Annotated in this window: 20 protein-coding genes; 7 read left to right on the top strand and 13 right to left on the bottom strand. The window is 74.3% G+C overall.

What is annotated here, in order from left to right; all coding sequences use genetic code 11:
• Positions 1-92 precede the first annotated feature (92 nt).
• The 4 genes from BM165_RS13310 (at position 93) to BM165_RS13295 (ending at position 5,538) form a co-directional block, all read left to right on the top strand.
• Complete coding sequence (locus BM165_RS13310; protein WP_075014017.1) at positions 93-1,805, top strand: RecQ family ATP-dependent DNA helicase; 1,713 nt, start codon at positions 93-95, stop codon at positions 1,803-1,805.
• Positions 1,806-1,911: 106 nt separating this feature from the next.
• Positions 1,912-3,558 (top strand): carbamoyltransferase family protein, encoded by a 1,647-nt coding sequence (locus BM165_RS13305; RefSeq protein ID WP_075014016.1) that lies wholly within the window; start codon positions 1,912-1,914, stop codon positions 3,556-3,558.
• 210 nt (positions 3,559-3,768) lie between these two features.
• The gene (locus tag BM165_RS13300; RefSeq protein WP_075014015.1) at positions 3,769-4,215 is read left to right on the top strand and encodes a DUF4383 domain-containing protein; all 447 of its coding nucleotides are present in this window, start codon (positions 3,769-3,771) and stop codon (positions 4,213-4,215) included.
• A gap of 111 nt (positions 4,216-4,326) precedes the next feature.
• Positions 4,327-5,538, top strand: a complete 1,212-nt coding sequence (locus tag BM165_RS13295) for an acyl-CoA dehydrogenase family protein (protein WP_075014014.1) — start codon at positions 4,327-4,329, stop codon at positions 5,536-5,538.
• 64 nt (positions 5,539-5,602) lie between these two features.
• On the opposite strand, the gene BM165_RS13290 is transcribed toward BM165_RS13295, so the two are convergent.
• The 3 genes from BM165_RS13290 to BM165_RS13280 form a co-directional block, all read right to left on the bottom strand.
• Positions 5,603-5,803 (bottom strand): hypothetical protein, encoded by a 201-nt coding sequence (locus tag BM165_RS13290; RefSeq protein ID WP_075014013.1) that lies wholly within the window; start codon positions 5,801-5,803, stop codon positions 5,603-5,605.
• A gap of 74 nt (positions 5,804-5,877) precedes the next feature.
• The gene (locus tag BM165_RS13285; protein ID WP_075014012.1) at positions 5,878-6,093 is read right to left on the bottom strand and encodes a hypothetical protein; all 216 of its coding nucleotides are present in this window, start codon (positions 6,091-6,093) and stop codon (positions 5,878-5,880) included.
• A 143-nt stretch (positions 6,094-6,236) separates the two neighbouring features.
• Complete coding sequence (locus BM165_RS13280) at positions 6,237-7,814, bottom strand: LCP family protein (RefSeq protein WP_083427327.1); 1,578 nt, start codon at positions 7,812-7,814, stop codon at positions 6,237-6,239.
• 242 nt (positions 7,815-8,056) lie between these two features.
• On the opposite strand from BM165_RS13280, the gene BM165_RS13275 reads away from it, so the two are divergent.
• On the top strand, positions 8,057-8,860 hold the full coding sequence (locus tag BM165_RS13275) for an exodeoxyribonuclease III (RefSeq protein ID WP_075014011.1): 804 nt from the start codon (positions 8,057-8,059) through the stop codon (positions 8,858-8,860).
• Positions 8,861-8,983: 123 nt separating this feature from the next.
• Here BM165_RS13275 and BM165_RS25190 read toward each other — a convergent pair whose 3' ends face one another.
• The 6 genes from BM165_RS25190 to BM165_RS13250 all read right to left on the bottom strand — a co-directional run bounded on the left by BM165_RS25190 (position 8,984) and on the right by BM165_RS13250 (position 13,844).
• On the bottom strand, positions 8,984-9,121 hold the full coding sequence (locus tag BM165_RS25190; RefSeq protein WP_208976734.1) for a hypothetical protein: 138 nt from the start codon (positions 9,119-9,121) through the stop codon (positions 8,984-8,986).
• Between the two features lie 109 nt (positions 9,122-9,230).
• Entirely contained in the window at positions 9,231-9,491 is a 261-nt protein-coding gene (locus BM165_RS25185) for a tyrosine-type recombinase/integrase (protein WP_075014010.1), read from the bottom strand.
• A gap of 70 nt (positions 9,492-9,561) precedes the next feature.
• Positions 9,562-10,311, bottom strand: coding sequence for a GAF and ANTAR domain-containing protein (locus BM165_RS13265; protein WP_075014009.1), 750 nt, complete (start codon positions 10,309-10,311; stop codon positions 9,562-9,564).
• A 678-nt stretch (positions 10,312-10,989) separates the two neighbouring features.
• Positions 10,990-11,442 carry a MerR family transcriptional regulator gene (locus tag BM165_RS13260; protein WP_244274216.1) on the bottom strand — a complete coding sequence of 151 codons (453 nt, stop codon included), beginning with the start codon at positions 11,440-11,442 and terminating at the stop codon, positions 10,990-10,992.
• A gap of 65 nt (positions 11,443-11,507) precedes the next feature.
• A complete protein-coding gene (locus BM165_RS13255; RefSeq protein ID WP_075014008.1) occupies positions 11,508-12,992 on the bottom strand; it encodes a SulP family inorganic anion transporter in 1,485 nt (494 codons plus the stop codon).
• Between the two features lie 393 nt (positions 12,993-13,385).
• Entirely contained in the window at positions 13,386-13,844 is a 459-nt protein-coding gene (locus BM165_RS13250) for a MarR family winged helix-turn-helix transcriptional regulator (protein ID WP_075014007.1), read from the bottom strand.
• A gap of 62 nt (positions 13,845-13,906) precedes the next feature.
• Between BM165_RS13250 and BM165_RS13245 the strand changes: the two genes are divergently transcribed.
• Positions 13,907-14,542 carry an NAD(P)-dependent oxidoreductase gene (locus tag BM165_RS13245; RefSeq protein WP_075014006.1) on the top strand — a complete coding sequence of 212 codons (636 nt, stop codon included), beginning with the start codon at positions 13,907-13,909 and terminating at the stop codon, positions 14,540-14,542.
• 27 nt (positions 14,543-14,569) lie between these two features.
• Here the strand turns inward: BM165_RS13245 and BM165_RS13240 are convergent, their stop codons facing one another.
• From BM165_RS13240 to BM165_RS13225, 4 genes are read right to left on the bottom strand one after another with little or no spacing between them, the layout of a single operon-like run.
• Positions 14,570-16,030, bottom strand: coding sequence for an ATP-binding protein (locus BM165_RS13240; protein WP_075014005.1), 1,461 nt, complete (start codon positions 16,028-16,030; stop codon positions 14,570-14,572).
• Positions 16,027-17,721 (bottom strand): FAD-dependent oxidoreductase, encoded by a 1,695-nt coding sequence (locus BM165_RS13235; protein WP_075014004.1) that lies wholly within the window; start codon positions 17,719-17,721, stop codon positions 16,027-16,029. The genes BM165_RS13240 and BM165_RS13235 overlap by 4 nt, the downstream gene beginning before the upstream one ends.
• Positions 17,718-20,420 (bottom strand): Na+/H+ antiporter NhaA, encoded by a 2,703-nt coding sequence (gene nhaA, locus BM165_RS13230; protein ID WP_075014003.1) that lies wholly within the window; start codon positions 20,418-20,420, stop codon positions 17,718-17,720. The genes BM165_RS13235 and nhaA overlap by 4 nt, the downstream gene beginning before the upstream one ends.
• Positions 20,417-21,925, bottom strand: coding sequence for an MFS transporter (locus tag BM165_RS13225; RefSeq protein ID WP_075014224.1), 1,509 nt, complete (start codon positions 21,923-21,925; stop codon positions 20,417-20,419). The genes nhaA and BM165_RS13225 overlap by 4 nt, the downstream gene beginning before the upstream one ends.
• A 342-nt stretch (positions 21,926-22,267) precedes the next feature.
• Here BM165_RS13225 and BM165_RS13220 point away from each other — a divergent pair, with 342 nt between their 5' ends.
• On the top strand, positions 22,268-23,392 hold the full coding sequence (locus BM165_RS13220; RefSeq protein ID WP_075014002.1) for an SPL family radical SAM protein: 1,125 nt from the start codon (positions 22,268-22,270) through the stop codon (positions 23,390-23,392).
• The last annotated feature ends 45 nt before the right edge of the window (positions 23,393-23,437 follow it).

Genomic DNA, 23,437 nt, shown 5'->3' with positions numbered 1-23,437 from the left:
ACCGGCAACCCGTCAGGGGAACCCCGGGACGCCCGAGCGCCCGACGCGCCGGGTCCCGTTTGCCGATCCCGGGGCCCGGGCAGCGGCGGGCGGTGTCACGCACCTCCAGCCACAACCCCGCCGGCGCCTCGCCCTCGGTCCGCACGCGCCGGCTGCGCGAGACGGCGCGCGACGTCCTCGGCTTCGGCGACTTCCGCCCCGGCCAGGAGCGCGCCATGCAGGCGGTGCTGTCGGGCCGGGACACGCTGGCGGTGTTGCCCTCCGGCGCCGGCAAGAGCGCGGTCTACCAGGTGGCCGGTCAGCTGCTCGACGGCCCGGTCGTCGTCGTCTCGCCGCTCATCGCCCTGCAGCGCGACCAGGTCGAGCGGCTCACCGAGCTCGGCGCCGACGCCGGCCGCCCCGCGCAGCTGAACTCCAGCCTGTCGGCGGGTGACCAGCACGCCGCCCTCGAGGGACTGCGCGACGGAACGGTCCGCTTCCTCTTCCTCGCGCCGGAGCAGCTGGCCAAGCCGGACGTGGTGCACGCGATCCGCGACGCCGGCCCGGTGCTGTTCGTCGTCGACGAGGCGCACTGCGTCTCCGCGTGGGGTCACGACTTCCGCCCGGACTACCTGCGGCTCGGGCAGGTCGTCGAGCAGCTCGACCACCCGACGGTGCTCGCCCTGACCGCGACGGCGGCGCCCCCGGTGCGGGCCGAGATCGTCGAGCGGCTGTCCATGCGCGACCCCGAGGTCGTCGTCGCCGGGTTCGACCGGCCCGAGATCCGCCTCGAGGTCGACCACCACGCCGACGCGCACGCCAAGCGGACCGCCGTGATCGACCGCGCGGCCGCCGAGGTCGAGGCCGGCCGCGGCCCCGGCATCGTCTACAGCGCCACCCGCAAGGGCACCACCGACCTCGCCGACGCCCTCACCGAGCGCGGCCTGCGCGCCCGGCCGTACCACGCGGGCCTGAGGAGGTCCGAGCGCGAGGACGCCCAGCGCGCGTGGATGGACGACGAGCTCGACGTCGTGGTGGCGACCACCGCCTTCGGCATGGGCATCGACAAGCCCGGCACCCGCTTCGTCGTCCACGCCGAGCCCGCCGACTCCGTCGACAGCTACTACCAGGAGATCGGCCGGGCCGGCCGCGACGGCGAGCCCGCCCTCGCCGTCCTGGTCTACCGGCAGGAGGACCTCGGGCTGCGGCGCTTCTTCGCCGCCGGCGCCCCGGCCGAGGAGGAGCTGCAGCAGGTCGCCGGACTGGTCGCGGCGGCACCCGCGGCCGGGATGGAGGACGGCGTCGACGTCGGGCAGCTGCGCGAGGAGACCGGCCGCGCCGCCACCCCGCTGGCCCGCGACCTCAACCTGCTCGAACAGGTCTCGGCGGTCGTCCTCGACGAGGAGGGCGCCGCACACCCGGCCGAGGGCGCACCGCCGCCCGGGGAGGCGGCGACCGCGGCGCGCGAGCTCGCCGAGCACCACGAGCGGGTCGACCAGAGCCGCGTCGAGATGATGCGCGGCTACGCCGAGACCACCGGGTGCCGCCGCCAGTACCTGCTCGGCTACTTCGGCGAGCAGCTCGAGGAGCCGTGCGGCAACTGCGACAACTGCTCGGCCGGCACCGCGCACGAGCAGCACGTCGGCGACGACGCCGACACGCCCTTCCCGCCCGAGACCGCGGTCGAGCACACCGAGTGGGGCCCGGGCGTGGTCATGCGGGTGGAGGACGACCGTCTCGTCGTCCTGTTCGAGGAAGTGGGCTACAAGACGCTCGCGCTCCGGGCGGTCGAGGCCAACGACCTGCTGCGGGTCCGCGGCGGCTGAGGAGCTGCCCACCTCATCGGGTGCTCGCCCTGCGGGACCGCGGCACCGCCTCGATGATCAACCACGGACAGCCGGGGCGTGGTGCCCGGGCGGGAGGAGTGCGCACGTGAAGGTCCTCGGCATCAACGCCATCTACCACGACCCCGCAGCGGCGCTGGTCGTCGACGGCCGGGTCGTGGCCGCGGCCGAGGAGGAGCGCTTCAGCCGGCGCAAGCACGGCAAGCGCCCCCTGCCGTGGAGCGCCTGGGAGCTGCCCGAGCTGTCGGCGGCCTGGTGCCTGGCCGAGGCCGGCATCCGCCCCGAGGAGCTCGACGCCGTCGCCTATTCTTTCGACCCCGGCCTCATGGTCACCCCCGAGGAGACCGGCCTGTTCGACGACGGCGACACCATGCGCAAGCGCTACGCGGAGATGGCGCCGGACTTCCTCGCCCACGCGCTGCCCGGCCTCGACCCGGCGAAGGTGCACTTCGTCAAGCACCACGTCGCGCACGCGGCGTCGGCGGGCAAGGCCGCACCGCAGCGGGACAACGCCGTGCTGGTGCTCGACGGCCGCGGCGAGGCGCACAGCCACCTCGCCGGCCGCTACGTCGACGGGCAGCTGGAGATCCTGGCCGGGCAGTCGCTCCCGCACTCCCTCGGCCTGATGTACGAGGAGCTCACCGACCACCTCGGCTTCCTGCGCAGCTCCGACGAGTTCAAGGTCATGGCGATGGCCTCCTACGGCAAGCCGCGCTTCCTCGGCGAGCTGTCCGAGCTCATCCGCGCCACCGACGACGGCGGCTTCCGCACCGAGCGGATCGACTTCACCGAGTTCGCCCCGCGTCTCGGCAGGGGCGACGACTGGACCGAGGCGCACGCCGACCTCGCCGCCAGCGTCCAGCAGCGCCTGGAGGAGGTCCTGGTCGACCTCGCCCGCTGGGTGCACGCCCGGACCGGCGAGAAGACGCTCACCATGGCCGGCGGCACCGCGCTCAATTGCGTGGCCAACACCCGGATCCTCGCCGAGAGCCCCTTCGAGGAGGTCTGGGTGCAGCCGGCCGCCGGCGACGCCGGGACGGCCCTGGGCGCGGCCCTGCACGTGGCCGCCGAGCTCGGCGAGCGCACCGAGCCGATGCCGGGTGCGGCGCTCGGCCGCGGCTGGAGCGACGACGAGATCCAGCGGTGGCTCGACACCGCGGCCATCGACTACGAGCGGCCCGACGACGTCGCCGAGGCCGTCGCCGAGGTGCTCGCCGACAACGGCATCGTCGCCTGGTTCCAGGGCCGCAGCGAGTACGGCCCGCGCGCGCTGGGCCACCGGTCGCTGCTGGCCCACCCGGGGTTCGAGGCCAACCTCGAGCGGATGAACGACGTCAAGGGCCGCGAGCAGTTCCGCCCGGTGGCGCCGATGGTCCTGCTGGAGCGGGCCCCGGAGATCTTCAGCCGCGGCCCCATCCCGTCGCCCTACATGCTCTTCGTCCACGACGTCGCCGAGGAGTGGCGCGAGCGCATCCCCACCGTCACCCACGTCGACGGGACGGCGCGCATCCAGACCATCGACCCGGCGACCGAGCCGCTGGTGCACCGGATGATCAGCGCCTTCGAGCGGCGCACCAGCCTGCCGGTGGTCGTGAACACCAGCCTCAACACCGCGGGACGGCCCATGGTCGACGACCCCCGGGACGCCCTGGAGTGCTTCGGCTCGGCCCCGGTCGACCTGCTGGCCATCGGACCGTTCGTCGTCCGCCGGCCGCGCCGCACGCCGCGTCCCTGAGCGGTCCGCCCCTCCTCCGTCCGGGCGAGGGGCGAACCGCACAGGCCGGTCCCTGCGAAGTCCGGGTGCACAGCGGTCCCGGTCGATGACGATCCGGTAACGAGAGTCCCCCGAACGGGGGCTGACTCGTTCCGGGTGGTCACGGCGGGGTACCGGACGTCCGACGCCCACCACCCGGCGGGGCGCCACTCACTCGGAGGAACGAACGCCATGGCTACGACAGGGAACACCGGCGCGCGGTCGGGGATGACCTGGCCCCAGATGCTCGCCCTCGCCTTCGGGGTGGTGTACCTCCTCGTCGGCATCGTCGGCTTCTTCATCACCGGCTTCGACGGGTTCACCAGCAACCAGACCGACGGCAACATGGACAAGCTGCTGGTCTTCATGATCAACCCGCTGCACAACATCGTGCACATCGTGATCGGCCTGGCCGGCATCGCGCTGTCCCGCACGCTGTCCGGCGCCCGCACCTACGGGTGGCTGCTCGCCGTCGGCTACGGCGCGGCCTTCGTCTACGGCCTGATCGCCGTCGGCAAGGACTGGGACTTCCTGAACATCAACGCCGCCGACAACGTGCTGCACATCGCCACCGCCGTCGTCGGCCTGGTGATGGCGCTCGGCCCGGTCAACACGGTCGCCCGCTCCTCGCGCGTGTGAAGCAGGGCCCCGCAGGGGCCCTCCGGAGGCCGGGTCCCGCACGGGACCCGGCCTCCGGCACGAGGTGACCCCGGTGCGACACCGGTCACGCCGCGGGCTACCGTCCGAGGCATGGACTTCGCCCTCTCCGCCCGAGCCGAGGACGTCTGCGGCCGGATGTGGGACTTCATGCGTGAGCAGGTCTTCCCCGCCGAGCCGGTCTACGACGCCTGGCGCGCCGAGCGCGGTCACGACAACCACGAGCACCCGCCGGTCCTGGAGGACCTCAAGAAGGAGGCCCGCGCGCGCGGCCTCTGGAACCTCTTCCACCACGAGCTCGGGGGGATGACGAACCTCGAGTACGCCTCCGTCGCCGAGATTATGGGCTGGTCGCCGACGATCGCCCCCGAGGTCACCAACTGCGGCGCCCCGGACACGGGCAACATGGAGACCCTCATGCTGTTCGGGACCCCCGAGCAGAAGCAGCGCTGGCTCGACCCGCTGCTCGAGGGCGAGATCCGCTCCGGCTTCGCGATGACCGAGCCCGACGTCGCCTCGTCCGACGCGCGCAACATCCAGACCTCGATCGTCCGCGACGGCGACGAGTACGTGATCAACGGCCGCAAGTGGTGGACCAGCGGTGCCGCCGACGAGCGCTGCCAGATCTTCATCGTCATGGGCAAGACCGACCCCGACGGCGCCCCGCACCGGCAGCAGTCGATGGTGCTCGTCCCCCGCGACACCCCGGGCCTGGAGATCGTCCGGCACCTGCCGGTGTTCGGCTACCAGGACCAGCACGGCCACTCGGAGCTGCGCTTCACCGACGTGCGGGTGCCGGTGTCGAACATCCTCTCCGGCGAGGGCGACGGCTTCATGATCGCCCAGGCCCGGCTCGGCCCCGGCCGCATCCACCACTGCATGCGCGCCATCGGCATGGCCGAGCGGGCGCTCGCGCTGATGGTCGACCGCACGCAGAAGCGGGTCGCCTTCGGCCGCCCCCTGGCCGACCAGGGCACCGTCCGCGAGGCGATCGCCCTCTCGCGGATCGAGATCGACCAGGCCCGCCTCTACGTGCTGAAGACCGCGGACCTGATCGACAAGTACGGCGCCAAGGGCGCGCGCACCGAGATCTCCGCGATCAAGGTGGCCGCGCCGAAGGTGGCCCTCGACGTCATCGACCGCGCCATCCAGGTGCACGGCGGTGCCGGCGTCAGCAACGACACCGTGCTGGCCCGCTTCTACGCCTCGGGCCGCACCCTGCGGATCGTCGACGGTCCCGACGCGGTGCACATCCGCGGCGTGGCCAAGGAGGAGCTCGCCCGCGAGCGCCCCTACGTCGGCTGAGACGAGGACACCCGGACGACGACGGGCCGGCACCTCCGAGGTGCCGGCCCGTCGTCGTGGGGGATCACGGGGTCAGGGAGGAGCCGAAACCCCCGCCGGCCAGCTTGGCCATCAGCTGCGTGCGGTCGAGTCCCACGCCGGCCAGGGCGTCGCCGTCCCGGTCGGTGTCGATCTCGTCGGGCAGTTGGGCCTCGACCTTCTGGGCCGTGTCGTTGTCACCCTGGGTGCGCAGCACCCGCAGCAGTTCCTGCTTGTCCAGCTGCACGCGCGTCTCCTGTCCTCGGACCGCTCGGTCCTCCGGAGTGTGGTGCGCGTCACGCCCGACCGCAAAGCGACGGGTCAGCGGGGACGGGCCCGCCCGAACAGGAACGCGGCCACGCCCAGCAGGAGCACCCCGACCGACAGCTGGGCGGCCCCGATGCCGGTGCGCTGGGCGACGAACCAGGTCGACGCGGAGACCAGCAGCACCACCCCGACGCCGAGGACGAGCAGCGCCACCAGCCGCCTGCGCCGCGCCGCGCCGCCGTCGTCCCGCCGTGCCGGTCCGCCCGCCATGTCGCCTCCGCTCCCGGCCGGTGGGACCGGCCTGACGACGAGCCAACCAGACCACGGCCGACCGCGACGCCCGGACCCGACGGAGGCGGGCGACCCCGCTGCGGGGTCCCCGCGAGCCCGCGAGCGGTGGGGCGCGGTGCCGGTCACCCGTTGCGGGTGGGCGGCTCCCCCTCGTCCAGTGCCGCCTGCGCCTGCGCCGGGTCGTAGGCGCACGCGTCGCCGACGTCGGCTGCGGGCGCCGCGGGCGGGGGAGCCGGCGTCTGGTCGGTCGCCGCGCCGGAGCCCGAGGCCGAGTCACCCGGGGCGGGCGGGGGCGCGGTCGTCGTCGCCACCGGGGCGATCGACTCCTGGACGATCTGCCGGATCCGCGGGTAGTCGGGGTAGGCCGGGTCGATCAGGCTGGTGTCGAAGACGACGCTGCGGATCTCGGCGTCCTTGACCAGGAACGCCAGGTCGACGAAGTCGTCGAGGGCCGACTGCGGGATGTCGGTGCTGACGATGTCCTGCGTGGTGGCGGCCAGTTCCTGGTACTGGTCGAGCAGGGTGATCGGGTCGGCCTCGGCGATGATCGCATTGATCGTGCAGCGCTGGCGGTCCATGCGGTCGTAGTCGGTGAGGCCGAAGCGGCCGCGGGCGAAGTGCAGCGCGGTCGCGCCGTCCATCCGCTGGTTCGGGCCGGGGGCGATGTAGTCGTCGGGGAGGATGCCCCGTGTCGGCTCGCCGTTGATCGGCACGTAGTAGTTGACGTTGACCGTGATGCCGCCGAGGGCGTCGACCAGTCGGCTGAAGCCGTCGAGGTTGACCAGCACGAAGTAGTCGATGGGCAGGCCGAGGGCCTCGCCGACGCCCAGCTTGAGGAAGTCCGCGCCCGGGTCGTCGGTGGGGCCCAGGATGCCGGGGTACCAGGCCGGCCCGGTGCGGTAGACGGCGTTGAGCAGGCTGTCGGACTCGTTGGCCCCCTCGAACCCGTCGGGGTAGACCTCGGCCAGCGGGCTGTCGGCGGGGAAGGGCAGGTCCTGGAGGTTGCGCGGCAGGCTGAACAGCGTCGTCTCGCCGGTGGCCGTCTCGATGCTGGCGACGATGACCGTGTCGGTGCGCACGCCCTCGCGGCCCTCGCCGCCGTCGCCACCGAGGAGCAGGACGTTGACCCGCTCCTTGGTGCCGAAGGGGTCGGGGGTGTCGACGACGGTGGCCGACTCGCGGTCGGAGGCGAAGACGCCGTCGAGGAGGCCCCGCTGTGCGACGGCGACGGTGCCGACCCGGTAGGCCGGATAGGCGACGGCCGCCACCAGCGCGAGGACGAGGAGCCCGCCCAGCGCCAGCCGCGGGCGGGTGCTGCGGCGGGGCAGCAGTGCCCGGTGGCCGGCGACGATGACCGCGATCCAGGCCGTGGCCAGGACGGCGATGCCGGCGATCAGCCAGACCAGGCTGTCGGAGTCGACGGCGAGGCGCAGGGCGCTGCGGCGGCCGACGGTGGCCAGCCAGACGCCTCCGGCGACGAGCAGCGCGGTCACGACCAGGACGGCGGTGCCGAGCCGGCGGCGCCCCGCGGCGAGGAAGGCGGTGCCGGGGACGACGGCGTTGAGGGCTGTCCACCCGAGGACGGAGCCGAGCGTGCGCGTCTCCGGCCGCCCGCGCCCCACCGTGCCCGCGCCCCGGGGGACGGGCGGCAGGGGCGGCGCCTCGCCGATCGGGCGGGTGCTGTGGGTGTCGTCGCTCACGGGCACACCCGCGACGGGGCGGACTCGCTCCTGCCGGCTCCACTCGTCCGGGTCGTGGTCATCCGGCCATGATCCCACTCACGGCTGACTGTCACGGGTGATGCGTACCCCGCGTACCCGCCGGACACCCGGTCGGGCGTGAGCTGCGTCTCCGCAGGCCACGGCCGTGTCCCGGCCGTGTTCCGGGTCTGCCCGGGCGGTGACCGGGCCGGGCCGGGAGGTGCGGCATAGGGTCGGGTGCCGTGCGCCTCGCGACCTGGAACGTCAACTCCATCCGCACCCGCGCCGACCGGGTGGTCGCCTGGCTGCAGCGCCGCGACGTCGACGTCCTGGCCCTCCAGGAGACCAAGTGCCGCGACGACCAGTTCCCGGAGGCGCGCTTCCGCGAGCTGGGCTACGAGGTGGCCCACGTCGGCCACTCGCAGTGGAACGGCGTGGCCGTGCTGTCGCGAGTCGGGCTGACCGACGTCGAGGTGGGCTTCCCCGGCATGCCCACCTGGGCGGCGAAGGAGGGCGCCGAGCCGGCCGCGGAGGCCCGCGCCCTGGGCGCCACCTGCGGCGGCGTGCGGGTGTGGAGCCTCTACGTGCCCAACGGCCGGCAGCTGGGCGACCCGCACTACGACTACAAGCTCGAGTGGCTGGCCGCGCTGCGCACTGCGGCCGGCGGCTGGCTCGCCGCCGACCCCGCCGCCCAGGTGGCGTTGGTCGGCGACTGGAACATCGCGCCGCAGGACGACGACGTCTGGGACATGAGCGTCTTCGCGCACTCCACGCACGTCACCGAGCCCGAGCGGGCCGCCTTCCGCGCGGTCGTGGACGCCGGGTACGCCGACGTCGTCCGGCCGCTGGCACCGGGCCCGGGGGTCTACACCTACTGGGACTACACGCAGCTGCGCTTCCCCCGCCGCGAGGGCATGCGCATCGACTTCGTCCTCGGGACGCCGGCGCTGGCCGGCCGGGTGACGAACGCGCTGATCGACCGGGAGGAGCGCAAGGGCAAGGGCGCCAGCGACCACGCTCCCGTCGTCGTCGAGCTGGCCGACTAGCGGACCGAGGGAGCGCTCCGGGGCACATCTGGGGCACACCCGGGGCACCGACCGCGTCCCACGCCGCGTCGACAGCGCTGCGCGTCCGTTCGTCCGAGTCCGGCACCAGATGCCCGTCGGTGCTCAGGACGAGCGGGGCGTCCTCGTGCCCAGCCGCTCGGCGACGGCCACGACCGACTCACCGGCCGTCAGCAGGACGCTGACGTCGTGGTGCCGCAGGTCGTGGCTCGTCGTCCCCTTCGGTGGCCCCGCCCCGGTCACCGCCCGGCCCTCAGGTCGTGGCCGTGGTACTCGTGCCCGAGCGGGTCTCCCCTGCGGGTGGTGGAGATCGTTCCGTCCGGGGCCGGTGGGGATGCCGCCAGGTGGGAGGTCAGCCTTCGGCGACCAGCCGAGGCAGCGGGATCGTCCGCCTCGACCGAGGAGTCTTCGGCTCGCTCCGCTCGCCCTTCGACCCCTGGGTGGACTGCCACTCGATGCGCACGCTGCGGCGCACGAAGTCGACGTCCTGGGCGCGGAGCGCGAGCAGCTCACCGATCCGGAGCCCGAGCCCGGCCTGGGTGAACACCATGGCCCGGTAGCGCTCCGGCATGGCCCGGGCGAGCGCCGCGACCTGCTCGACCGACAGCGGCACGACCCGCTGCGGCTGCTCGTGGGTCTCCGGAGGCCGCGGGGTCCGGAGACCCGGTGGGTGGTGGACGACGTCAGCGCGTCCCGGAGAACCAGTTCCCCGAGGGCGACTCGCCGGTGTGCGCCAGGTCGTCGGCGATCGCGTGCAGCTTGCGGTTGGCCTTCATCGACATCTGTGCGAGGACCTGGAACGCCTGGTCGGCGGTCAGCTTGTGCCGGTCCATCAGAATGCCTTTGGCCTGGTCGATGACCCCCCGGGTCTCCAGCGCGGCCTGCAGGTCGTCGGCCCGGTCGCGGGCGCTCCGGTACGCGTGCAGGTCGCCGGCGGCGACCGTCGCGTAGGAACCGAACCGGGTGGCGGCGGTCCGGCTGTCCTCGTCGAAGGCGTGCGGCTCGCGCGCGTAGATGTTGAGTGCACCGGAGACCTGCTCATCCTCGTCGACGGCCAGCGGGATCGACAGGGAGCTGAGGTTGCCGTGCTCGGCGGCCCGGGGCAGGTAGTCCGGCCAGCGGCTGTCGGTGCGGGTGTCGGCGATCTCGATCAGCTCGCCGGTGCGGGCCGCGTGCAGGCAGGGGCCGTGGCCCCGCTCGTACTGGCTCTCGTCCAGGTCGGTGGCCAGCTGGCCGGTGGACGCCACCGTGCTCGGGCGGTCCCTGACCAGCAGCGTCACCGACGCCTCGGGGCTGCCGGGCATCACGGTCTTGGCCAGGTCGGCGATGGTCTGCAGCAGCTCGTCCATCGACACCCGGCGCAGGGACAGCGCGCCGAGGCGCTCCAGTGCTCGGACGGCGGGAGGCGGTGAGGAGGTCTGGTCACGGGCCACGGCGGCCTCCGGTCTGCGAATACCGAAGGGGTGACCTCGGCCGCGGCCCTCGATCTGAGGGCCGTGCATGAGACGCCGGCTGTGTGACGTGCCATCGACGCGGAACGATCCCGGCGTCAGGGCTGACGCTACTCGCGCCGGCGGCCCTCTGGGCCCCGGTGACGTCCGAGTGGGCCGCTCGAGGACACAGCTCAGGCAGCCCAGCCGGTGGGACGCCGGCGACCTGGTGGCAGGCGTGGCGTTCCAGCGCTTCGCCGGTGACGTCGTCGCTGCCCGAGGTGGTCTCCGGGCGGGCGTGGCGGAGCAGTCGCCGAACATCGCGTCCCGACCGAACCCGAGAGGTACACATCCACGCGGGGTGGGCGATGCACTGGCACCTGGCCGGCAGGAGCCACGCGACCTGCCCGCACCTGCACCTCGTACACCGTCCAGCTCCTACACCGTCCAGCCCGAGGGGCACTTCGCCACGCCACGACAGACGCTCGAGTCGGCGCTGCAGTGGAGATACGGAGCACCATCTCGTCCGACGTGGACACCTGACAGCGCCGCGGGGCCGGCCGTCGCCACCCGCGACGACGGCTGACCTGCGTCGCACGTTCGTCGTCGGCGGCGCCGCCGACGAACCGAGAGGTCGCTGCCACGTACGTCAGCGGGGTTGGCGAACCGTCCACCACTGCCTCACCTGCCTTCGGTCGGCCTGGTACGCCGAGTCGGACCTCCCGCAACGTCTTCTCCACGGCCGGCGTCGAGGTGCCTCACGAGGGTCTCGGCGAACCCCTCGGCAACGGCGAGATGCTCCCTGAGCGCGGCGACCCGGGCGATGGCCGCAGCATGGAACATCTGCAGACGGTCGATCAGCTGTGCTCGGTCACCGGTGCCGGACTCGAGATCGGCGAGGAGGGTGAGCGCCTGCTGCATCTCCTCGAGGCTGAAGCCCAGCGGCTTCATGCGCTTGATCGTCTCGAGGCGGGCGACCTCGTCGTCGCTGTAGAGCCGAAACCCACCCTCGGAGCGGGCGGGGGGGATCACCAGCCCGTTCTCCTCGTAGAAGCGGATCGTCCGCAGGCTCAGGCCGGTGCGGTCGGCGACCTGGCCGATCTGCATCAGTGCGCCGCGCGGGGTGTCAGTCACTCCCTCGTCACAGGGCTCGCTGCGACGGCCTTCTGCACGGCCGTCCCGAGTCGCCGGTGTGGCCATCAGTGGGCGCCGTCGAGCTGACCGGTGTGCCGGTCGAAGCGATCCGCCGAATGGCCCTGCAGTCCGACGATCTCGACGTTCCTGCCGCGCGTCCGGTACTTGTGGGTGATCGCGTCCAGGGCGGCAACGGTGGAGGCGTCCCAGACGTGGGCCCTGGAGAGGTCGATGACCACGTTCTCCGGGTCCCCGGCGTAGTCGAACTGGGTGTAGAGGTCGTTGCTCGACGCGAAGAACAGCGCGCCGTCCACGGTGTAGCGCGCCGTCTCACCCTGGACCACCCGGTCGACGTCGACGAGGTGGGCGATGCGCTGGGCGAAGAGCACGCAGGCCACGAGGACGCCCACGCCCACGCCGATCGCCAGGTTGTGCGTGAACAGCGTGACCGCGACCGTCGAGAGCATCACGGTCGTCTCGCTCTTGGGCATCCTGTGGATCGTCCGCAGCGAGTACCAGTCGAAGGTCGCGATCGACACGAAGATCATGACGGCGACCAGGGCGGCCATCGGGATCACCGCGACGATGTCACCGAGGGCGACCACGAGGACCAGCAGGAGGGCACCGGCGAGGAACGTCGAGAGCCGGGTACGGGCACCGGACTTCACGTTGATCATGGTCTGGCCGATCATGGCGCACCCACCCATGCCGCCGAAGAAGCCGGAGGCCACGTTCGCCACGCCCTGGCCGAAGGACTCGCGGGTCTTGTCCGAGTGGGTGTCGGTGATGTCGTCGACCAGCTTCGCCGTCATGAGCGACTCCATCAGGCCGACGAGGGCGACGCCGAGGGCGAAGGGGGCGATGATGCCGAGCGTCTCGAAGGTGACGGGCACATCCGGCAGCAGGAAGAACGGCAGACTGTCGGGCAGCTCGCCCTCGCCGCCGACGTCGGGGATCTCCCAGCCGGCGGCCACGGCCAGGGTCGTCAGCACGACGATCGCGACCAGCGGCGCAGGGACGGAGGTGGTGAGCCGGGGCAGCAGGAAGATGATGGCCAGGCCGGCGGCGACCAGCGGATAGACCAGCCATGGGACGTCGCGCAGCTGCGGCAGCTGCGCGGTGAAGATCAGGATCGCCAGCGCGTTGACGAAGCCGACCATGACGCTGCGCGGGATGAAGCGCATCAGCCGGGCGAACCCGAACAGACCGAGCAGCACCTGGAAGATGCCACCGAGGATCACGGCGGCGAACAGGTACTGGACGCCGTACTCCAGGGCCAGCGGGGCGACCACGAGGGCGACCGCGCCGGTGGCGGCGGTGATCATCGCCGGGCGGCCGCCGGTGAAGGCGATGACCACGGCCATGACGAAGGAGGAGAACAGGCCCACCTGCGGGTCGACGCCCGCGAGGATGGAGAAGCTGATCGCCTCGGGGATCAGGGCCAGCGCGACGACGAGGCCGGCGAGGACCTCGGTGCGGGCGACCGACGGGGAGAGCCATGCGGGTCGGCTCAGGCGCGGCCTGGGGACAGAGCGCAGGACTGGAGACATGGGTCCGTCTCGTTCAGCGCGCCACAGCCGGCGCGGATGGGCAGCACCAGAGGCGGCGCCGGGTCATGGGCGGTGCGTCGGTGCACCAGGCACACGAAGCGAGGTCGTGCAGCGGACTCGGCCGAACGAGCCGGTGGGGCTCACCGGTGCAGGGAGGGCGGTGTCGCAAGGGCCGAGTCGGCCCGCCGAGATCTCGACTGTGACGTGAGGGTCGAGTGGGACGAGCTTAGCACCGCACGAGGAGTGACCTCGCCTCACCGGCCTCCGGGATGGTGAGCAGCGACGACACCGACTGCCAGGTGCCGCCGCTGATCAGGCGTTCCACCGGACACGGTCTCCACCTCCGCGTCGAGGACGTCCAGCCCGCAGCACCGACACGCGCCCAGGGGACCCTCAGCCCGTGCCGGTCTCCTCGCGCCGTGGCTCCGCGGCGGCCCCCTCCGGGAGGCCGGTCAGCAGGCGCCGCAGATCCGCGGCCCGGTCGCCGAGACCGGCCTCCAGGTCGGCGAAGACGGCGACCGCGTCGGCGGTGAGGTCGCGGCCCGAGGCGGTCAGGCGGACCAGCCGGCCCGCCCGGCGCGCGGGGTCGGCGACCACCTCGACCAGGCCGGTCCGCGCCAGGCCGCCCACGAGGTCCTGCGCGGCCTGCCGCGTGGTGCCCAGCCGGCGGGCCAGCTCGGCGGGCGGCGTCCCGTCCGCGTCGAGGTAGGCGAACACCAGCGACTGCGCGCCCGACAGGCGGGGCCAGCCCCGGGCGGCGAGCTCCTCGCGGGCCAGGGCGTCGAGCGACCGGCCGGCCGTGAGCAGCACGTGGGCCAGGGGCAACCGCCCGCGCCCGTCCGCCCGCTGCACACCGTCACACTAACTGGCATCCTGAATACGTCAGGGAACCTGACGCGACGAGAGGAGTCGGGATGCGCGTGGTGGTGCTGGGAGCGGCCGGTGGTGTGGGCCGGCACGCAGTGCGGCTGGCGGCCGAGCGCGGGCACACGGTCGTCGCGGTGGCCCGTGGCGCCGGGACGTCCGGGGACGCGGCGACCCGGCTGACCGGCGACGTCCGCGACGGCGACCTGCTCACCCGGGCGGTCGAGGGCGCCGACGCGGTGCTGTGGTGCGTCGGGGTCACGCGCACCTCGGGCGGGGACGTCGGCCGGACGGCGGTGCCGCGGCTGGTCGCGGCGATGACCACGGCCGGGGTGCGCCGCTTCGTCGGCGTCTCGGGGGCCGGTGCGGACGTGCCCGGGGACCGCAAGACCGGCAGCGCCCGCTTCATCTCGGCGCTCACCCACCGGCTGGCGCGCGACCTGGTGGAGGACAAGGAGGGCGAGTACGCCGTCCTCGCCGCGTCGTCGCTGGACTGGACGCAGGTCCGCCCGCCGCGGCTCGTCGACCGGCCCGGCACCGGCCGCACCCGGCTCACCGACACCGCGCCCGGCCTGCGGGCGGCTCCGGTGCCCAAGGCCGACGTCGCGGCGGCGATGCTCGACCTCGCCGCGGGCCGGGAGTGGCTGTCCGCGGCGCCGTTCCTCGTGGCCGACGGCGCCCGGTGACCGCCGGGCCGGGCGGGCGGCGCCGGCTCAGCCGGCGGCCGGGGCCTCCGAGAGCGGCAGCCGGACGACGAACCAGGTGTCCCCGGGCCGGGACCGCACCTTCAGCACCCCGCGGTGCCGCTGGGTGACGATGCGCCAGGCGACGTCGAGCCCCAGGCCCGTCCCCTGGCCCACCGGCTTGGTGGTGAAGAACGGCTCGAACACCCGCCGGCGCACCTCCTCGGGGATGCCCGGGCCGGTGTCCCCCACCTCCACCACGGCGGAGTCGTCCGACCGGGAGGTGCGCAGGGTGAGCGTCCCGGAGCCGGCCATGGCGTCGAGGGCGTTGTCGATGAGGTTGGTCCACACCTGGTTGAGCTCGGCGGCGTACCCGGGCACCAGCGGCAGGCTGCGGTCGTACTCCTTGACCACGCGGATCCCCGGCCCGGTCTTCGCGCTGAGCATCACCAGGGTGGCGTCGAGGCCGGCGTGCACGTCGGTCGGCTGGTTCGGGGTCCGGTCGAGCTGCGAGTACTGCTTGGCGGCCCCGACCAGGTGCGAGATGCGGCCGGTGCTGTCGATGATCTCGCCGAGCAGCATCTCGGTCTCCACCGTGTAGGCCAGCCAGCGCAGCGCCGGCTCGAGGAAGTCGTCCTCGACGGCCTCGGCGACCGCCTCCAGGCACTCGACGTCGAGGCCCGCCGGCACGAACACCGCCGCCAGCTCCCACGGCCGGGCGACGTCGTGGTCGTCGAGCCAGTCGCCGAGCTCGTCCTCGCGGTCCGACCGCTCCAGCGCGCTGAGCTCGCCGGTGGTGCCGATCCGGTCGACGAAGCGCTCCTGCAGCTCGGTGAGCCGGCGCAGCTGCCCGCCGTCGAAGCGGCCCTCCGCCAGCAGCGCCAGCTTGTGCCGCATGCCGGCCACCCGCTCGCGCAGCGCCGACGTGGCGCGCGAGGCCGCCGCCGCCGGGTTGTTGAGCTCGTGGGTGAGCCCGGCGGTCAGCTTGCCGAGCGCCAGCAGCCGCTCCCGCTGACCGACCAGCTCGTTCGAGCTGCGGATGCCGAGGAAGAGCCCCTGCAGCAGGTGGACGGCCATGGGGTACCAGCGGCGGAACTGCGCGGCGAACTCCGCGGCGGGCAGCGCCAGGAAGGTGCAGTCGGTGACCGCCCGCACGGTGGCCGGGTAGACCTGCTCGATCTGGTCGCCGAGGTAGAACTGGACCGCGCCGCTGTAGACGCCCCGGGAGTCGGTCCGCACCGTCTCCACCTCGTCGCGGCCGACGAGGCGGGTCATGCGCAGCGTCCCCGACAGCAGCACGTGGAAACACTCGGCCGGCTCCCCCTCGACCGAGACGTCGCTGCCGGCCGGCTGGGAGACCACGTCGCCGGCCTCGGACACCCACGCCAGCTGGGCGTCGTCGAGGTCGGCGAACAGGAACAGCTCGCGCAGCTCGGCCGGGGAGAGCCGGGCGTGCGCCGCGGCCGCGTCGTCGGCGGTATGCGCGGTCACCGGTCCCCCAGGAAGCGGTGCACCAGGGTGACGGCCATGGCGCCCTCGCCGACGGCGGAGGCGACCCGCTTCACCGACTGGGCGCGGACGTCGCCGGCCACGAACACCCCCGGGGCGCTGGACTCCAGGAAGTAGGGGTCGCGCTGCAGCGGCCAGCCCGGCGGCCGGGCGCCGTCGACGACGAGGTCCGGCCCGGTCGGCAGGAACCCCAGGCGGTCGCGGGCGAGGACGCCGTCGAGCCACTCGGTGCGCGGTGCGGCGCCGATGAAGACGAACAGGTGCGACGCCGGCACCGTCTCGACCGCGCCCGTGGTGTCGCGCAGGTCCAGCTCCTGCAGGTGGTCCTCCCCGCGGGCCGCGACCACGGTGGTGCCCGTCCGGACCACGACGTTGGGGATCGCGGCCAGCTGCTGGATCAGGTAGTGCGACATCGACGCCTCCAGCGAGGTCCCGCGCACCAGCAGCGTGACACAGTTGGCGTGCCGGGCGAAGAAGACCGCGGACTGCCCGGCGGAGTTGGCGCCGCCGACGATGTAGACGTGCTCCCCGGCGCACGCGGCGGCCTCGGTGATCGCCGACCCGTAGTAGACGCCGCGGCCGGTCAGCGCGCCGGCCCCCTCGGCCTCGAGCTGCCGGTAGGCGACGCCGGTGGCGAGGATGACGGCGTGCGCGGCGATGCAGCCGCCGTCGGCGAAGCGCACGACGCGGGCCGGGCCCTGGGTCTCCAGCGTGGTCACCTTGCGGGCGGTGAGCACCTCGGCGCCGAACTTGGCGGCCTGCCGCCGCGCCCGGTCGGCGAGCTGCCCGCCCGAGACGCCGTCGGGGAACCCCAGGTAGTTCTCGATCCGGCTGCTCTGCCCGGCCTGTCCCCCGGTCGCCTGCCGCTCCACCAGCACCGTCCGCAGCCCCTCGGAGGCGCCGTAGACGGCCGCGCCGAGCCCCGCCGGCCCGCCGCCGACCACGATCAGGTCGTAGAAGTCGGTGCTCGGCTCGACGGTGAGCCCGACCGCGGCGGCCAGCTCGGCCTCGGTCGGGGAGAACAGCGCCTCCCCGCTGGGCGGCACGATCACCGGGACGTCGTCGGGCCCGGCGCCGGCGGCCTCGAGCAGCCGGCGACCCTCGGGCTCCTCCGCGCTGTACCAGCGGTAGGGGACGGCGTTGCGGGCGAGGAAGTCCCGGGCGGCGAAGGACGGCGCCGACCACGGGTGCCCGACGATCCGCACGTCGGCCAGCGCGGCGTCGGGGCTGGCCAGCCAGGTCTCGACCATGGCGTCCACGACCGGGTAGAGCTTCTCCTCCGGCGGCTCCCACGGCTTGAGCAGGTAGTGGTCGACGTCGACGAGGTTGATCGCCTGGATGGCGGCGTCGGTGTCGGCGTAGGCGGTGAGCAGGGCGCGGCGGGCGCGGGGGAAGAGGTCCATCGCCTGCTCGAGGAACTCGATGCCGTTCATCTGCGGCATCCGGTAGTCGGCCAGCAGCGCGGCGACGGGGTCCCCCCGCAGCTTCAGCTCCCGCAGGGCCTCCAGCGCCTCCTCCCCCGACGAGGCGCGCACGACGCGGTAGCGGTCGCCGTACCGGCGGCGCAGGTCGCGGGCCACGGCGCGCGAGACGCCGGGGTCGTCGTCGACGGTGAGCAGGACGGGCCTGCCCCGGCCGCCGGGCCGGCCGGCGGTCTCCGCGGGCTGGGTCATGTGTCCTCCTGGACGACGGGGTGCGGGGTCTGGACGAGGGCGGCCAGCTCCGCGTCGGTGGGGTCGCGCAGCACCTGCTCCGACCGCCACACGGCCACCGGCAGGTCGTCCTCGGTCACCCCGAGGTCGGCCAGCAGTGCGGTCGCGTCGTCGTCGTCCTCGTCCTCGTCCTCGAGGTCGACGACGACGACGGTCAGGCCGTGGTCCCGCGCGAAGCGGCGCAGCCGCTCGACGCCGGCGGACGGGCCCCGGGTGACGACGCGCAGGTCGGCGGCGAGCTCGAGCAGCATCGAGCGGCGGATGAGGAACGCGCGCAGGACCGTCTCCTTGAGCGCGCGGTCCTGGCCGAAGACCGTCCGCATCTGCGCGTCGGGGACCGTGACGACCTCCGAGGGGCGCAGCACGACGGCGGTCAGGAACACCGGCCGGTCGCTGAAGAGGTCGAGCTCGCCGAGGAAGCGCCGCTCGCCGTGCACGGAGACCACCCGCTGGTCGGCGGCGCCGGCGTGCTCGACGACGGCGACGGCGCCGGAGAGCACCACCTGGAAGTCGTAGCCGGGGTCGCCCTCGCGGAACAGCGTCTCGCCCGGCTGCCACGTCCGGCGGGTCCCGTACCGGCCGAGCAGCTCGAGCTGGGCGTCGTCGAGGCGGGGGAAGGCGCCGTAGCGGTCGGCCGTCTCGGGCAGGTCGGGCGGGAGCGGGACCGGTGCCGCGTCGGGGACGGCCCGCCGCGCGCCGGCGTGCGGGCCGAGCGCGGGCACCGGCGGGCCGGCGGGCACGCCGTCCGCGGGGGGCGCCGCCGGCCGGTCGTCGTCCCCGGCGGCGGCGAGCAGCTCGGCGGCCAGCGTGTCGGCGTCGTAGGGGCCGGTGTGCCGGCGCCCGCCGACGAAGAAGGTCGGCGTCCCCTCCACGCCGCTGGACTCCGCGGAGTCGACGTCCTCCTGGACGCGGCGGGCGTAGCGGCCCGAGCCGAGGTCGCGCGCGAAGCGCGACAGGTCCAGGCCGATCTCCGCGGCGTGCTCGAGCAGGTCGGCGGGGGTGAGCCGGTCCTGGCCGGCGAAGATCCGGTCGTGCATCTCCCAGAAGCGGCCCTGCGCGGCGGCGGCCTCGGCCGCCTCGGCGGCCAGCTGCGCGTACGGGTGGACGTCGGTGAGCGGCACGTGCCGGAACACGTAGCGCAGCCGGTCGCCGAACCGCTCGCGCAGCTCCTCGACCGTGCCGGTGGCCCGGCCGCAGAAGGGACACTCGAAGTCGCCGTACTCGACCAGGGTGAGCGGCGCGTCGGCCGGCCCCCGGACGTGGTCGCGCTCCGGGTCGACGGGCGGGTCGAGCAGGAGCGGGCGGCCGGTGCCCGCGGGGCGGCGGCGGTCGGCGAGCCGGAACAGCGCCCAGCCGAGCAGCGCGGCCAGCACCGAGGCCGCCAGGACGCCGACCCGCGCGTCGTCGCCGGCCGCGTCCCCGTCGTCGAAGGCGAGGTCGACGATGAACAGCGAGATGGTGAAGCCGATGCCCGACAGGGCGGCGCCCCCGGCCACCTGCAGACCGCTGAGCCCCGGCGCCAGCTCCCCCAGCCGCAGCCGCACCGCCAGGCCCGTGCCCAGCAGGATGCCCACCAGCTTGCCCAGCACCAGCCCGGCGACGACGCCGAGCGTGACCGGCGAGGACGCCGCGGCCCGCAGCGTCTCCCCGGTGAGCGGCACCCCGGCGTTGGCGAGTGCGAACACCGGCACGATGACGAAGCTCGTCCACGGCTGCCACAGCTGCTGCAGCCGCTCGCTGGCCGACACCGACCGGTCGATCGACAGCCGCGCCGCCCGGGCGAACTGCGGGTTGGGCGACTGCTGGTAGGCCCGCACCAGCCGGGCGGCGTCGGCGACCTCCTCGCGCCGGGCCGCGTAGGCCGGGGTGGACAGCGCGATGACCACCCCGGCCAGCGTCGGGTGGACGCCGGACTCGTACATGGCCACCCACACGGCGATGCCGAGCACCATGTAGGCCGGGCCGCGCCACACGTGCAGGTACCGCAGTCCCACCATCAGGGCCAGGCCGAGGACGGCGAGGCCGAGCGGGAGCGGCCGCAGGTCCTCCGTGTAGAAGAACGCGATGACGGTGAGCGCCCCGACGTCGTCGGCGATGGCCAGCGTCAGCAGGAACAGCCGCAGCTGGGCCGGGCAGGCCGGGCCCACGAGGGCCAGGACGCCGAGCAGGAACGCGGTGTCGGTGGAGATGACCACCCCCCACGCCGCCGCGGCCTCGTCGCCGAGGTTGAACGCCACGTAGACCAGCGCCGGCACGACCAGCCCGGTGACGGCCGCCAGCGCGGGCACCGCGGCCCGCCGCCGGTCGGTCAGCTCGCCGATCACCAGCTCGCGCTTGATCTCCAGGCCGACGACGAAGAAGAAGAACACCATCAGGCCGTCGTTGACCCAGTGCTGCAGGTCCAGGGCGAGCTCGGTGCCGCCGATGCGGACGGCGAACTCGGTGTGCCAGAAGGTCGAGTAGCTGTCGCCCATCGGGGAGTTGGCCCACACCAGCGCGACGACGGTCGCGGCCAGGAGCAGCCCGGCGCTGCCCGCCTCGGTGCGCAGCGACCGGCGCAGCGGCGCGATGCGGGCGAGCAGGCCCCGTCCGGCGGCGCGCGACTGCCCGTCGGGCCCGGGGGCGGCGGCCGGCGGCCGGACCTCGCTGGCGGTGCTCACGGCGTGTCGTCCCGGGGCCGGCCCGCGGTCGTCCCGCGGGGGTGCAGCTGGGGGCCGTCGACGCCGCAGTGCAGGCACTCCTCGAGCGGCAGCCGGGCCTCACCCCACCCCGCGTCGCCGGCGGGGACGGCCGCCCGGTCCAGCGGGCGGCGGACGGCCGCGGCGGCGACCACGGCGCCGGCGAGCAGCAGGCCGGCGCAGATCAGCATCGCCGTCCGGAAGCCGGACCCGAAGGCGTCCGGGTCGGTGTAGTCGTCGCCGCCGATCCCCGCCGCCACGGGGACGACCGCGACGGCCAGCAGGCCGGCGGCGCGGGCGACGGCGTTGTTGACGCCCGAGGCGACCCCGGCGAAGCGGTCCTCGGCCGAGGCGAGCACGGTCGCGGTGAGCGGGGCGACGAGCAGGGTGAGCCCCGCGCCGAAGACCAGGGCGCCGGGCAGGACGTCGGCCACGTAGGACGCCCCGGGGCCGGTGCGCGAGAGCAGGAGCAGCCCGGCCGCGGCCAGCAGCGGCCCGACGGTCATGGGCAGCCGCGGCCCGATCCGCTGGGCGAGGGCACCGGCGCGGGCGGAGAACAGCAGCATCAGCGCGGTCACCGGGAGCAGCGCGGTGCCGGCCAGCAGCGGGCTGTAGCCCGACACCACCTGCAACTGCAGGACCAGCAGCACGAACACCACCCCGAGGGCGGCGTACACCAGCAGCGTCACCGCGTTGGCGGCGGAGAACTGCGCGTTGCGGAACAGCACGGGCGGCACGAGGGGGTGCCGGGAGCGGCGCTGCACGACGGTGAAGGCCACGAGCGCGACGACGCCGACGGCGCCCCAGAGCACGACCTGGATGCTGCGGCCGTCCTCCCCTGCCGCGGTGAGCGCGTAGGTCAGGCCGCCGAGGCCCGCGACGACGAGCACCGTCCCGGTCCAGTCGAGCCCGGGCGCGGCGTCGGGGTCGCGCGTCTCGGGGACGTGCCGGGCGGCGACGGCCAGGATGAGCACCGCGACCGGCAGGTTGACCAGGAAGACCGCACGCCAGCTCCACTCCACCAGCCAGCCGCCGAGGAAGGGTCCGATCGCGCCCGCGACACCGCCGAGCCCCGACCAGGCGCCGACGGCGGCCGCGCGGTCCTCACCGGCGAAGGACGCCGAGATGATCGCCAGGCTGCCCGGGGTCAGCAGCGCTCCCCCGACCCCCTGCAGCGCCCGGGCCACCACCAGCGTCTCGATGTTCGGCGCCAGCCCGCACAGCAGCGACGCCGCGGCGAACCAGACGACCCCGACGAGGAACACCCGCCGCCGGCCCAGCCGGTCGCTGAGCGACCCGCCGAGCAGGATCAGCGAGGCGAGGGTGAGCGTGTAGGCGTTGACCGTCCACTGCAGGCCGCTGAAGCCGGCGCCCAGGTCGGCCCCGATCCGCTCCAGGGCGACGTTGACGACGGTGGCGTCGAGCATCGCCAGGCTCGAGCCGAGCACGGTCGTGAAGAGCACCCAGCGGCCACGGGGCGTGCCCATGCGCAGCCCGGCGGTCTGGGCAGGCCCGGAGAGCAGGGCCGGATCCGGGGCCGCCGGTTCCTCAGCGACCACGGCCGGCCGGCCGGCGTGCACGTCCCGGCACTCGAGCCTCCTCGCTGTCGCCCCGGAGCCTCGTTCCGCGGGTCGCGGGCTGTCCAATGTCCGGAGCGATAACAGAGCCGCATGCTCCCCCGCGCGGAGCCCGGCGGTCCAGTGCCCCGGTCGCCTCCCCGGGACGACGCCGCGGCGACCGCTCCCCCGGGTGGCCCACCTCACCGGCCGACCTGCACGGATGCGCCCCGCCGGGGCATCGGGGCCGGCCGCGCGGTGTTGTACCCGGCGATGACCGCGCTGCTCGCACCGCCCGCCCCGTCCGCCGTCCCCGCTCCGGCCGCTCCCGGGCCGTCCCGCCTCTGGACGCCGAAGCGCGTCCTCGTCACCCGCTCGGCCGCCGAGCGCCCGCACGGGCAGCGCGTGCTCGCCCGGCTCGAGGCCGCCGGCGTCGACGCGATCGAGCTGCTCCCCGGCGACCGGCTGCCGTCGCTCAAGGGGGACGACGACCGCGCCGCGTTCATGGCCGCCAAGGACACGATGGCCCTGGTCGTGCCGCCGCCGTCCAAGCGGAAGCTGCAGCCCATCCCGCCGTCGGCGGACTTCCGGCTCGACCTGGCCGAGGGCTGCCCCGCGCACTGCCAGTACTGCTACCTCGCCGGCTCGCTGTCCGGCCCGCCGATCACCCGGGTGTGGGCCGACCTCGACGAGGTGCTCGAGGGCCTCGACGACTACGTCGGCCGCGGCGCCGTCACCTCCGGCACGCTCGAGCGCGGCGGCGAGGGGACGACGTTCGAGGCGTCCTGCTACACCGACCCGCTGGCCATCGAGCACCTGACCGGCGGCCTGGCGCGGATGGTCGAGCACTTCGGCACCCACGAGTGGCCCGGCCCCGTCCAGCTGCGTGCCACGACCAAGTTCGACGACGTCGCGGACCTGCTGGAGCTCCCCCACGGTGGGCGCACCCGGCTGCGGTTCTCGGTCAACGCGACGTCGGTGGACCGCCGCTTCGAGGGTGCGACGGCGAAGGTGCCCGCCCGGTTGCGCGCGCTGGCGGCCGTGGCCGCGGCCGGCTACCCGGTCGGCGTCACGATCGCGCCGATCATGCCGGTCGACGGCTGGCGGGAGCAGTACGCCGAGCTGCTCGACGGCATCGCCGCCGCCGTCCCGGCCGGCCACGACCTCACCGTCGAGTGCATCACCCACCGGTTCACGCCGGGCAGCAAGGAGACGCTGCTCGACTGGTACCCGCGCACCAAGCTGGAGATGGACGAGTCCCGCCGCACCACCAAGCGCGGCAAGTTCGGCTCGGTCAAGCACGTCTACCGCAAGGAGACGATGACCGAGCTGCGCGGCTGGTTCGAGCGCGAGGTCGCCGAGCGCCTCCCCGGCGCCCGCCTCCTCTACTGGACCTGACGAAGGACCCCCGTGCCCCCCGCCACTCGCAGGCTCGCGGCGGTC

The organism is Geodermatophilus obscurus (assembly GCF_900115395.1).
GTDB classification, from domain to species: domain Bacteria; phylum Actinomycetota; class Actinomycetes; order Mycobacteriales; family Geodermatophilaceae; genus Geodermatophilus; species Geodermatophilus obscurus_B.
Note: the sequence above shows the minus strand (reverse complement) of the source record. Positions and strands in the feature narration are given on the sequence as shown.

Bases quoted from the DNA above. Each gene is read 5' to 3' on its own strand.
- BM165_RS13300 (WP_075014015.1), top strand. From the start codon at position 3,769: ATGGCTACGACAGGGAACACCGGCGCGCGGTCGGGGATGACCTGGCCC.
- BM165_RS13295 (WP_075014014.1), top strand. From the start codon at position 4,327: ATGGACTTCGCCCTCTCCGCCCGAGCCGAGGACGTCTGCGGCCGGATG.
- BM165_RS13285 (WP_075014012.1), bottom strand. From the start codon at position 6,093: ATGGCGGGCGGACCGGCACGGCGGGACGACGGCGGCGCGGCGCGGCGC.
- BM165_RS13255 (WP_075014008.1), bottom strand. From the start codon at position 12,992: ATGTCTCCAGTCCTGCGCTCTGTCCCCAGGCCGCGCCTGAGCCGACCC.
- BM165_RS13245 (WP_075014006.1), top strand. From the start codon at position 13,907: ATGCGCGTGGTGGTGCTGGGAGCGGCCGGTGGTGTGGGCCGGCACGCA.
- BM165_RS13235 (WP_075014004.1), bottom strand. From the start codon at position 17,721: ATGACCCAGCCCGCGGAGACCGCCGGCCGGCCCGGCGGCCGGGGCAGG.
- BM165_RS13225 (WP_075014224.1), bottom strand. From the start codon at position 21,925: ATGGGCACGCCCCGTGGCCGCTGGGTGCTCTTCACGACCGTGCTCGGC.
- BM165_RS13220 (WP_075014002.1), top strand. From the start codon at position 22,268: ATGACCGCGCTGCTCGCACCGCCCGCCCCGTCCGCCGTCCCCGCTCCG.